This window comes from uncultured Campylobacter sp., assembly GCF_937997535.1.
Classification (GTDB): domain Bacteria; phylum Campylobacterota; class Campylobacteria; order Campylobacterales; family Campylobacteraceae; genus Campylobacter_B.
In genome coordinates this window covers 1-11,812 of sequence record NZ_CALKTT010000032.1, presented here as the reverse complement: position 1 = coordinate 11,812, position 11,812 = coordinate 1, and the positions used below count along the sequence as shown (strand labels likewise).

The 11,812-nt window shown below is 44.2% G+C and carries 9 protein-coding genes and 1 pseudogene; 6 read left to right on the top strand and 4 right to left on the bottom strand.

The genetic code is table 11. The features are described 5' to 3' along the window. Positions 1 to 109: 109 nt before the first annotated feature. The gene (locus tag Q0117_RS03260; RefSeq protein ID WP_297922471.1) at positions 110 to 3,100 is read left to right on the top strand and encodes a TonB-dependent hemoglobin/transferrin/lactoferrin family receptor; all 2,991 of its coding nucleotides are present in this window, start codon (positions 110 to 112) and stop codon (positions 3,098 to 3,100) included. A gap of 560 nt (positions 3,101 to 3,660) precedes the next feature. On the opposite strand, the gene ppa is transcribed toward Q0117_RS03260, so the two are convergent. The 4 genes from ppa to aspS form a co-directional block, all read right to left on the bottom strand. Further along, positions 3,661 to 4,179 carry an inorganic diphosphatase gene (gene ppa, locus Q0117_RS03255; RefSeq protein WP_297922468.1) on the bottom strand — a complete coding sequence of 173 codons (519 nt, stop codon included), beginning with the start codon at positions 4,177 to 4,179 and terminating at the stop codon, positions 3,661 to 3,663. 9 nt (positions 4,180 to 4,188) lie between these two features. Then, on the bottom strand, positions 4,189 to 4,545 hold the full coding sequence (locus tag Q0117_RS03250) for a NirD/YgiW/YdeI family stress tolerance protein (RefSeq protein ID WP_297922474.1): 357 nt from the start codon (positions 4,543 to 4,545) through the stop codon (positions 4,189 to 4,191). A gap of 271 nt (positions 4,546 to 4,816) precedes the next feature. Further along, positions 4,817 to 5,398: an adenylate kinase gene (locus Q0117_RS03245; protein WP_297922465.1), complete on the bottom strand. Its 582-nt coding sequence runs from the start codon at positions 5,396 to 5,398 to the stop codon at positions 4,817 to 4,819. Beyond that, positions 5,395 to 7,149 carry an aspartate--tRNA ligase gene (gene aspS / locus Q0117_RS03240; RefSeq protein ID WP_297922461.1) on the bottom strand — a complete coding sequence of 585 codons (1,755 nt, stop codon included), beginning with the start codon at positions 7,147 to 7,149 and terminating at the stop codon, positions 5,395 to 5,397. The genes Q0117_RS03245 and aspS overlap by 4 nt, the downstream gene beginning before the upstream one ends. Before the next feature lie 83 nt (positions 7,150 to 7,232). Here aspS and Q0117_RS03235 point away from each other — a divergent pair, with 83 nt between their 5' ends. From Q0117_RS03235 to Q0117_RS03215, 5 genes and pseudogenes are all read left to right on the top strand, one after another. Further along, a complete protein-coding gene (locus Q0117_RS03235) occupies positions 7,233 to 8,108 on the top strand; it encodes an NAD(+) kinase (RefSeq protein ID WP_297922459.1) in 876 nt (291 codons plus the stop codon). Beyond that, complete coding sequence (locus tag Q0117_RS03230; RefSeq protein ID WP_297922456.1) at positions 8,102 to 9,625, top strand: AAA family ATPase; 1,524 nt, start codon at positions 8,102 to 8,104, stop codon at positions 9,623 to 9,625. The genes Q0117_RS03235 and Q0117_RS03230 overlap by 7 nt, the downstream gene beginning before the upstream one ends. Before the next feature lie 125 nt (positions 9,626 to 9,750). After that, positions 9,751 to 10,548 (top strand): TatD family hydrolase, encoded by a 798-nt coding sequence (locus tag Q0117_RS03225; RefSeq protein WP_297922453.1) that lies wholly within the window; start codon positions 9,751 to 9,753, stop codon positions 10,546 to 10,548. Then, the gene (locus Q0117_RS03220; protein WP_291936754.1) at positions 10,545 to 11,543 is read left to right on the top strand and encodes a lytic transglycosylase domain-containing protein; all 999 of its coding nucleotides are present in this window, start codon (positions 10,545 to 10,547) and stop codon (positions 11,541 to 11,543) included. Before Q0117_RS03225 ends, Q0117_RS03220 begins: the two co-directional genes overlap by 4 nt. A 13-nt stretch (positions 11,544 to 11,556) precedes the next feature. Further along, positions 11,557 to 11,812, top strand: a pseudogene (locus Q0117_RS03215) (septal ring lytic transglycosylase RlpA family lipoprotein); the annotation flags it as partial.

Here is an 11,812-nt window from a genome sequence, read left to right as displayed (position 1 = left end):
ACTATAGATGATAAATAAATTCTTTTTAATTTAAATTTAAAGAATTTTTCACTATTATAGCGTCTCTTTTAATAACGCATATGAGAAATAATATTATAAAAGGATCGAAATGAGCTTACTTAAGCTTTCTGTTGCGGCTATAGGTACGCTATGTTTATGTGCAGTCACTTTAGCTGCGCAAGACGATAGCGAAGGTGGCTCCCAAAATTTGGGGCAGATCAATGTTACGGGAAATGTAGAAAGCGACCCGCTTACCAAAAAAGTCGGCGAAACGAAAAAGAGCGCCAAGCAACTCGCCAAAGAGCAAGTTAGCGATAGTAGAGATATGGTTCGTCACGAAACCGGCGTTTCGGTTGTAGAAAGTGGAAGATTCGGTGCTAGTGGCTACTCGATCCGCGGAGTAGATGAAAACCGCGTAGATATAAGCATAGATGGGCTTCGCCAGGCAGAAACACTAAGCTCGCAAGGATTTAAAGATCTATTTGAAGGATATGGAAACTTTAATAACACTAGAAACGGCGTTGAGGTTGAAAACGTAAGACAGGTAGATATCACTAAAGGTGCAGATTCGGTAAAAAGAGGCTCGGGCGCGCTAGGTGGCTCAGTAGCGTTTGAGACAAAGGATGCGAGAGATTATCTAACGGAGAAGGATTGGTATTACGGATTTAAGCGCGGGTATCAAAGTGCAGATAGACAAAACTGGCAAAGCCACGCAGCTGCAGTTCGGTTTAAATGGTTTGATCTCTTGGCTATTCACACCGATAGAGAAGGACATGAACTAAAAAACTGGGGTTATAAAGACTATGACCCAACCGTCATTAGAAAAGTTAGGGAAAAACCTGATCCCTATAGAATTTACAAAAAAAGCACATTGGTAAAATTTGGCTTTCAGCCTACCGATACCGATAGATTTAGCCTAGGATACGATAAGTCTAATATAAAATCAGAGGGAATAGACTGGTCGAATCAATTTGCTCTTTATAATACGCAAACTCCTTGGGGTGCTCTAACTAATGACATACGACATACCAACGATAGAAGCGAAAGAAAAAACTACTCATTTTCTTATGAAAATTTCGACGAAACGCCTTTATGGGATAGCCTGAAATTTAGCTACAACAAGCAGCGCATTAAACTAAAGGCAAGAACGGACGAATATTGCGAGGGCGATAACTGCGCAGGTATTTCAAATCCGTCCGGTCTACATATAAACGAAAACGGAAAAATGGTAGATAAATACGGAGGAGAAGTAAAGACATGGCTAAAGTGGGGATTTATGCCTACATTAGTAGATAGTCAATTTGATTTTTCAGATCCGGATAATCCAAAAAATGAACCTCATATATTAAATACGGACGCGTATAGTAGTTATAAACCTAATGATGATGTTTACGTAAATTGTGATGAATATGATTGTTCTAAAGGTATGACTCTTTTTGATACCGATAGCGGCACATATAAAACATATTCCATAAACAAAATAACTACACCTTATAGCAAAGGCAATTACGGTAAATTATCACCCGTTGGCTCGGATCAAGTACTTTTACCTAGTGAAAACGGATATGTAGAAAATAACTGGAAGGATAGAGATTTAAATACCGATACTAAGCAGTTTAATCTCGATCTTACAAAAGATTTTCAGATAAAAAGTACGGAACACTCTCTAAGCTATGGCGGACTCTATAGCAAAAGCGATAAAAGTATGATAAATAAAGCGGGTTATTCTCCTCAAAATAAGCAATGGTGGGCTAAATATTTTGCCGGAGTTAGAAATACGAATCCTAATTTTCCGATATTAGGCACTTGGTATCCAGAAAAATGCCAATCATACACCAACGCTTCTTCTTATAATAATTCTTGCGGCCACGCAGATGAACCGTTTAGTTTTCTTATTCCGGTTGAGACCAAAACCGGAGCGCTTTATGTGGGAGATGACTTTCGTATAAACGATGTTTTAGCCTTTGATCTTAATTATAGGTATGATAAGGTTAAACACAATCCATCATATACCCCAGGCGTTACGCCAAAAATTCCAACTGATCTATTTATCGGAATGTTTGTTCCTTATACTCCACTTCCCGGTACGCCGTCTAGTGATGAGATAAAGGCGCATAAGGATGCAAATGCAGAAGCCAACGCCGTATATTTAGCTTCTCAGAAGAGAAAATATTCGGCAAATTCATATTCTTTATCTACAAGCATCGATCCACTTGATTTTTTCAGGCTTCAGCTTAAATACGCAAACGGATTTAGGGCGCCTACTTCGGATGAAATTTACTTCACTTTCCAGCACCGTGATTTTTCGATATATCCTAATTTGGATTTGAAAAAAGAGACCGCAAAGACTAAAGAGATTGCCTTTACGCTTCATAATTCTCCAAGCTTCGTTACATTGAATTTATTCCAAACGGATTATAGGAATTTTATAGATTTACAATACAAGGGGGAATTCCAGCTTCCTTACGGAAACGGTGGAAGTACAATGCCTACTTCTGTGTATCAAAACGTAAATCGTCCAAAAGCAAGAGTAAGAGGAATAGAGATAGACTCGAGACTGGCTTTGGATCAAATTTGGCAGCCTCTACAGGGCTTTCATATAGGATATAAGCTAAGTATTCAAAAAGGCAGAATGGATATAGGTCACGGCAAAACCGATACGCCGATGAATGCGATCCAGCCGCGAACGGCGGTTTATAGCGTAGGCTATCAAAGCCCGGGCGATAAATACGGCGCGGATCTGTTCGTAACCGCGGTAGCTGCGAAAAAGGCGAGAGATACCTACAATATGTATTGGTACGAGCAGTATCTAGGCGGCAAAATCGTAAACGGCAAACCTGTAAGCAATAGCGAAGTGGAATGGAGAAGCGGTGGATATACGACGATAGACTTCGTAACATACGTAAAGCCGATAAAATATCTGACGCTTCGTGCAGGCATATATAATATAACCGATCGTAAATATATCACTTGGGAAAGCGCCAGGTCAATAAGGCCTTTTGGAACTAGCAATCTGATAGATCAAGAAACAGGGCTTGGTATCAACCGCTTTTACTCGCCGGGTAGAAACTATAAACTCACATGGGAGTTTCAGTTTTAAAAATTTAATCAAGTGTTTGACGTCTTATTAAAACAAAAGCCTTTGGAATCAAAATTTATAGATTTATTACTAAATTTAAAAAGATGACGATAGTAAATCATTTGGCATCATTTAGATTTCCGAATTTTATGTAGCGTGTAAATTTTAAATTTTTACGTAGTACGGCAGTCCAAAGGCTCCTGTCCGTGATGACATCAGCTTTGTAATTTTGCAATGACGCCCGGGATCTCTTTCAAAATCAAGATAGCGAATTTTAATTTTAACTGCGGTCTATATGAAGCCTTTAGCTCGCGGAATTTCTCTGCCATTAGCGCGTAAATCCTCGAGATATTTTGCGCAATGTAGTTTTAAAAATCTTTATTTAATAACTCAAGATTGCTTAGCTTAACCGCCGAAAAACAAGCGAAAAAAACTAAGCGCAGGCTTCAGGTAAAATTTGCGCGGAATTTAAAATATTTTAAAATTTGCAAATTTGTAAAATTAAAATTTAAAGATAAAATTTGACCGAGCGGATCGGTCAAATTTTGATTAAATTTTAGCGCCAAGCGCGCAAAAATGGCTTATTTATAAGCCTTGATCGCTTTGTCTAGGATTTTCTCGGCTTCCGCGGCGCTTGCGAAATCCTTCACTTTAACCCATTTATTCGGCTCTAAAAGCTTATAGGTTTCGAAGAAATTTTTGATCTTATCCAGCGTAGCTTTAGGCAGATCGGCGACCCCTTTAATGCCCTCAAATCGCGGATCAATCTTGCTAACCGGCACGGCAAGCAGCTTCTCGTCCATGCCATTTTCGTCCTCCATCATCAAAACGCCGATTAAGCGGCATGGGATCACGCTACCGGCGGCAAGCGGGTATTCGTTTAGCACTAAAACATCCGCAGGATCGCCGTCATCGGCCAAGGTATTGGGCACGAAGCCGTAGTTTGCAGGGTAAAACATCGCGCCGTAGAGCACGCGATCTACGCAGAGCGCGCCGCTTGCTTTGTCGATTTCGTATTTGATATTCGAGCCGTAAGGGATCTCGATCACTGCATTGATTTTATCGGGGTTTGAGCCCACTTTTATCTTTGAAAGATCCATGGTTTTCCTTTATTTAGAATTTAAAATTTTGATATTTTTCACGTCTATCGTCGTTTTGGTAAAATCTTTGTCGATCTCGCCGCTAATTCGCACGAGCGTATTTTCATCTACGCTCACGTCGCGCCAAACGTCATCGTCGATCTCGACCTCGATGCTATCGCCGTTTTGATCCACAAATCTATAATGCTCGTGTTTGAGTTGAGATTTTATCTTGCCGTCGATTACGACAAAAGAATCATCTCTTAATTTAAGCGCTTCTTTGACGCTTAGCGGCTGAGTTTGCGCCGCGGAGCCGCTTGGCACAAACCCGCCCGCGGCGAATGCAGCCGCGCACAAAGCCATACTAAGTAAAAATTTTCTAACCATATCTATCCTTAAAATTTTAATCTCTGCATCCACAAACAGATCCAAAATTTCATTAAATTTAAAATCCGCTTGCATTTGACGCTCGCATTTAAATTTACACAGCGGGCTACTTAAATTTACGCTTGATCTTGGCTATCTCGCGCAACGGCAAGTTATAAATTTAAAAGCGCGCTCGCTTCGGAGGCGCATTAAATTTAAGCACGATCTGCGCCGCTTGCGGTATGAAAAAGAAGCCAAAGGCACTTAAAATTCAAGCCGCCATCCAAGCGCGCTAGCCTAATTTTTCGATCTGCGCGGCGATTATAGCGTTTATGTCCGCTACGATCTCCTCGACTGTGCGCTCGCCGTTTACGCTGTAAAATACGCCCGCGTCGCCGTAAAATTTACGGATATCCTCGATCGGCTCTGAAAATACCGCCATGCGGTTTTTAAAGACCTCCTCGTTATCGTCCGCTCCGCGAGCGCGTCCTAAAACACGCTCCTTGGCGACCTCTTCGCTAACGCATACTTCGATTACTGCGCTAAGATTTACATCATTGTCTCCTCGCAGCACCTCATCTAGCTTATTCATCTGCTCGACGCTCCTTGGATAGCCGTCGATGATGATGAAGTCTTTAGGTGAGCTTTTAATTGCGCTAACGATAGCATTTACGACGATATCAAGCGGCACGAGATTGCCTTTAGAGATGAAGCCGTCTATCTGCCTACCAAGAGCGCTGCCGCTTGCTACCTCGGCACGCAGCAGATCGCCTGTGGAGTAGTGCTCGATGCTTTGATTCATCTGAGCGATCATGCTCGCATCGGTCGTTTTGCCGCTGCCAGGAGCGCCAATGATTAGAAAAAGGCTTTTCATTTTTGCTCCTTCTTATGAAGCCTGAGACCTAGCTCGCGAAGCTGCTCGTCTGTAACGACGCTAGGGGCTTTGGTAAGCGGACACTGCGCGCGCTGCGTTTTAGGAAACGCGATAACCTCGCGAATACTGCTTGAGCCGGTAACGAGCATCATCAGCCTGTCAAAGCCGATCGCAATACCTCCGTGCGGAGGCGCGCCGAAGCTTAGCGCATCGAGTAGGAAGCCGAATTTCTCCCTCTGCTCCGCAGGCTCGATTTTAAGCAGCCTAAAGACCTTTTCTTGAATGTCCGCCTTATGGATCCTGATGCTGCCGCCGCCAAGCTCGATGCCGTTTAGCACGACGTCGTAGGCGATCGACGTGATATCCTCCAAATCGGGCTCATCGGGATTGTTCGGCATAGTGAAAGGATGGTGCATCGCAGAGTAGCTGCCGTCGTCGTTTTGCTCAAACATAGGGAAATTTACGACCCACAAAAACTCAAGCCTGTTCGGATCTATGAGGCCAAGCTCGTTTGCGAGGAAAATTCTAAATCTGCCCATATAATCAAGCACGATTTTCTTTTTGCCAGCGCCGAAAAATACGACGTCGCCGACCTTTAGCTCGCAGCGGCTGATGAGTTCGTCCAGCTCGCTTTTTTCAAAGAATTTTACCAGCGGCCCCTTTAGCCCGTCCTCTTTTACTTGGATAAACGCAAGTCCCTGCGCGCCGAATTTTTTCACGTATTCCTCAAAGCCTTGCATCTGGCGTTTGCTAAATTTCAGATCGCCGCCCTCGACTTTGAGCGCTTTAACACGGTTAGCCTTGCGGTCTTTGGCTAAATTTGAAAAAATTTCGTTGCTCGATTTTTCAAAAATATCGGCTACGTCGATGAAAGGCATATCGTAGCGCAGATCGGGTTTATCGCTGCCGTAAAGCTCCATCGCGTCCTTATACTCCATATGTCTAAAAGGAGTGACGATCTCGCGGCCGCAGGATTTGAAAATATCCTTTAAAACCTCCTCGGCTACGCTCATTACGTCGTATTGGGTATTGAAGCTCATCTCGATATCGATCTGCGTAAATTCCGGCTGGCGGTCGGCGCGCAGGTCTTCGTCGCGAAAGCAGCGCGCGATCTGGAAGTATTTATCAAAGCCCGAGCACATCAAAAGCTGCTTGAAAAGCTGCGGACTTTGCGGAAGTGCGTAAAAGCTGCCCGGATAGACGCGGCTAGGCACCAGATAATCTCTAGCGCCTTCAGGCGTCGCGCGCGTTAAGATCGGCGTTTCGACCTCCACAAAGCCGAGTCTATCAAGAGCATTTCGCGCGGCGATCGCAGCCTTGGAGCGCATCTTAAATTTATCGAAGCTTCCCTCGGCGCGCAGATCCAAAAAGCGATATTTTAGCTTCGTTTCTTCGTTGACGCTTTTATCGCCGATTACGAAAGGAAGCGGCTTGCTCGGATTTTCGATCTCTAAGCTTTCTACTACGACTTCGATGTCGCCGGTTTTTAAATTTGGATTTTCTAGCCCTTCGCCGCGAGCTCGGATCTTGCCGACGGCTTTTAGGACAAATTCGTTTCGTACTTCGTTTGCAATTTCATACGCTCTTTTGCTATCTTTGGGATCGCACACGAGCTGAAGCAGGCCGCTTCGGTCGCGCAAATCTATGAAAATAACGCCGCCGTGGTCGCGGTAAGAATTTACCCAGCCGCACACGGTTACACTTTTGCCGATATCGTTTTTACTCAAATCGGCGCAATAATGACTTCGCAAATTTACTCCTTTAAAATTATTTGTAAAACGCAAGTATAGTTAAATTTTGCTTTTACAAAGCTAATTTTTTATAAAATAAAACTATGGAAAACAAAATTCATCAAAACCTTAAATTCGCGGGGCTAATAGCCAAAAAATCAGAAGAGATTCGCCCCGTCGTGGAGCAAATTTGCGAAATTTTAAAAGCGCAAGGTATTGAGCTTTTGCTTGAAGAGGACGGAGCGGAATTTTTCAGCCTTAAGCCGCATACGCTTGCAGAAATTTTAAAAAAGACCAATTTTTTAATTAGCCTCGGCGGAGATGGCACGCTTATCGGGCTTGCGAGGCTGCTAAGCGACAAAAACGCCTTTATTTTGGGTATCAACGCGGGCACTCTGGGCTTTTTAACGGACGTGCAGCCGAGCGAATTCGCAAAATTTTTAAAGGAATTTTTGCGCGGCGAATATGAGATCGAGCGCCCGTTTTTGCTTGAAGTGATACTGGAAAACGGCAGCGGCAAGATCGTCCGCAAGAGTGCATTTAACGACGTCGTAATCACCCGCAGCCATATCTCTTCGATGGCGAAGATCAACGCGTTTTTAAACAGAAAATATTTCAACACCTACTACGGCGACGGCGTGATCGTAAGCTCCGCCGTGGGCTCGACCGCGTATAATATGAGCGCGAACGGCCCGATCGTCTATCCTCTGTGCGACGTGTTTTGCGTCACGCCGATCTGCTCGCACAGCCTGACGCAGCGGCCTTTGATCCTGCCAAAAGAGTATCTCGTGAGTTTCAAAAACGCCGGAAGCTCAGAAGTTGGCGTCGTCATCGACGGACAAGACGTTTTTGATATGGCGGAATTTAGCAGCGTGAGCGCTAAAATTTCACACACCAAAGCAAATTTAATAAAACGCAAGAGCTACGATTATTTCGACGTTTTAAAAGCCAAACTCAGATGGGGACACGGCGGATGCTAGAAAGAATTTATATTAAAAATAATCTAGGTTTTTGCGAGAGCGAGCTTAGTTTTGGCCCGGGACTTAGCGTATTTACAGGTATCAGCGGCGCGGGTAAATCGGTATTAATAGGCGCGATTTTAGCGGTGTTCGGTCTTAACGAATGCGAGGCTGAGCTCATAGAAGCGGACGTAGAGCATCAATTTGATATGGAAAATTTCGGCTTGATAAACGATACGCCAAATATTTTTCGCGTCCTAAAAGAGCGTAGCTTGCGATACTTTATAAATTCTCAATCGGTTTCGAAAAAAAATCTAAGCATGATCGCCGGCGAATACGTAAAATTTTTAGGCGCGAAAAACGCCGGCGAAATGAGTAGCGACAGCTTGCTAAAACTACTTGATTTTATCGCCGCGAAAAAAGATGCGGCGCACGCGCAAAGCCTATCGGAGCTTCAAAGCGCTTTTGTGGAATTTAGCCGCACAAAAAAGCAGCTGGATGAAATTTTGGATCAAGAGCGCAAGATCGAGGAGTTAAAGGAATTTGCTCGCTTCGAGATTGAAAAAATCGAGCGCGTATCGCCTAAGATCGGCGAATATGAGGAGCTTTTGCAGATCAAAAAAAAGCTTAGTAAAAAAGATAAGATCGAGGAACTTTGGGCTAGGGCGCAGGGCGTTTTTGAGCTGGAGCGCAGCGTCATCGAAGCGCTAAGTCTTAGCGGGCTGGATAGCGCGTTTTTTGAGGATGCGATGAACGAGCTGCGGCTAAAGCAAGAAAGCTTGAGCTTAGACGAGCTCGAAAATATCGACATAGAGAAAATTTTAGATCGCATCGAAGCTCTTAGTGCGCTAAATAGGCGCTACGGAAGCGTAGAAGAAGCTTTAGATACGCTTGAAGCACGCAAGAAAGAGCTTGAGCATTACGAGCAGTTAAGCTTTGAGAAAACCAAGTTGCAAGCGGAATTTAAACGCCTTAGTGAAAGCACCGCTACCCTTGCCGAAAAAATCAGCGAGGCTCGCAAGGGCGCTAAAAAACGGCTCGAGGATCTGATAAATTCCTATCTAAAGCAGCTTTATATGGACGGAGTGGAGCTTAGTTTTAAGCCCGCGGTTCTTAGTGAGTGCGGCACAGACGAAATTTGCGTCAGCTTGTGCAAGACGGAATTTAAAAATTTAAGCTCAGGCGAAACGAACCGCCTGCGTCTTGCTTTCATCGCGGCAAGCTTGGAGCTTACAAATAACGGCGAGGGAATTTTGATCCTAGATGAGATCGATTCAAATTTAAGCGGAAAAGAGGCGATGAGTATCGCAAACGTGCTGGTAAAAATTTCAAAATTTTATCAAATTTTTGCGATCTCGCACCAGCCGCAGCTTAGCTCAAAGGCTGCGTCACACTTTTTAGTAAGTAAAACGAACGGCAAGTCTAGCGTGAGGTTATTAAGCGAAAATGAGAAAATAACAGAGCTAGCTCGTATGATAAGCGGCGAGACTATTACTGCAGAAGCCCTGGAATTCGCTAAAAAACTAAGGCAAAGCTGAAGGAATTTTAAGCTTAAGTTTAAATCTGAAATTTTTCGCTACAATACCGCGTTTAATTTAAATTTAAGTGTGATTTTGCAAAACGACGTAAAATCCGCTTCGAAAAATTTTATCAAGTGAGTTTTATGATTATAGATACACATTGCCATTTAGACGATGCTAGTTTCGACGCCGATTTGGGCGCGGTGATTGAGCGCGCCACGATTGCAGGCGTGCGCAGCATCATCATTCCCGGTGCCGATGTAGCAGACCTAGATAAGGCATGTAAAATTTCGCATGCATGGGATAATGTGTATTTTGCCGTAGGGGTGCATCCATACGAGATAGATTCTTTCGATATGGAGGTGCTGAAGCGGTATGCTGACGATCCCAAATGCGTGGGCGTTGGCGAATGCGGGCTTGATTACTTCAGACTTAAGCAGCAAGAGAGCAAGGAAACCAAAGCCTTAGAAATCTCCCGCCAAAAAGACGCCTTCATCTCACAAATCGATCTAGCAACACAACTTCAAAAACCACTTATAGTCCATATCCGAGAAGCAAACGAAGATAGCTTTGGAATTCTAAAAGATCGCGCCGGCGATCTATGTGGCGGTGTTTTGCACTGCTTCAATGCCAGCAAGCTTTTGCTAGGTCTTAGCGAATACGGATTTTACTTCGGTATCGGCGGAGTTTTGACATTCAAAAATGCAAAAAACTTAGCTGAGATCTTACCGCAAATTCCGCAAGAGCGCCTCTTAATCGAGACGGATGCGCCCTATCTGACCCCACATCCGCATCGCGGCGAGCGCAATGAGCCTGCATTTACGAGACTCGTGGTAGAAAAAGTCGCGGAAATTTTAAGCCTAAGCGTAGAAGAGGTTGAAGCAATAACGACTCAAAACGCCTGTAGGCTTTTTGGCGATAAAATCAAAGGAGAGATATGAAAGCCATAAAATTTATACTGCTAGCCCTGCTTTTAATGGGCGAAGCGTTTGCGAGCCAGCCCGGTCTGATGCGCGCAAATCACGACTATATTTTAAATCAATTCGGCATTGAAAATAACGAATCGAGCAAAAACGTAGTCGCGGGCATATTCCGTGCGATCAATGCAAGCGATCGCAAGCAGTTTAAGCATATCGTGACTTCGCAGTCGCACAATGCCTACTTGGTCAAATCCGAGGTAGATAATATCGAAGCTCCGGAATTCTTGTTGTATTTGGCAATGGTAGAATCTCATCTTAAAAATACGGTCACATCAGGCGCTAGCGCAGGTGGTATGTGGCAGCTGATGCCGGCGACCGCGAAAAATTTCGGTCTTAGAGTAGATAGCGCCGTAGATGAGCGTCGCGATCCCGCAGCCTCTACGGATGCTGCGTTTTCGTATATTTTGCATCTGAAGCAAAATTTTGGCAAGTGGTATTTAGCGCTAATGGCGTATAATTGTGGTGATCAAAAGCTTAAAAATGCGATTGCGGCTACTGGCAGCGATGATCTGGATCGCTTGCTAAAAAGCCCTGCACTTCCTAATGAGACTAAGAATTTTATCAAACGCATTATTAAGTACGCTTACATTGCTCAAAATGAAAATATGCGTAAAATTCTGCTTTTTGAAAGCGAGCCGTGGGGGCTAAAGCGTATCGCAGTAGCTCCAGGCACAAAGCTAAGCGCGGTTGCAAAACAGATCGGAATTTCGCCATCGCAGATGCAGGATTACAACGCGCATATTAAAAACGGAATTTCGCCGCTTAACGGCAAGTACTTCTTTTATATCCCACAAAGCAAATATGCAGAATTTGTCGTAAATCAAGGTGCGTTTCAAGCGTATGAACCACGTCTGAAACAGCGCAAGCCAGGACGCGTGTTAGCAGGTTTGGCGAACGAGCTTAGCCTCAAAGACAAAAACGAAATAGCGCTAAATAATATAAAATTCAACAAATAAGATCGGATCGTAGGTGTCGTACCAGAAAATCGCTCTTTTTAGTGCGCTTTTTGCGCTAATTCTTGCCGGTTGCTCGTTTCGCACCGCACCGTCGTCTAGATCGTCTGCGGGCGGTGCGGGCAAGATCGGCAAAAACTCTCCCGCCACCATGCGCCCTTATAAAATCAACGGCAAAACTTACTATCCAGAGCAAGTAAGCGTCGGTGACACTCAAATCGGTATCGCCAGCTGGTACGGGCCGAATTTCCACGGCAAATACACCTCAAACG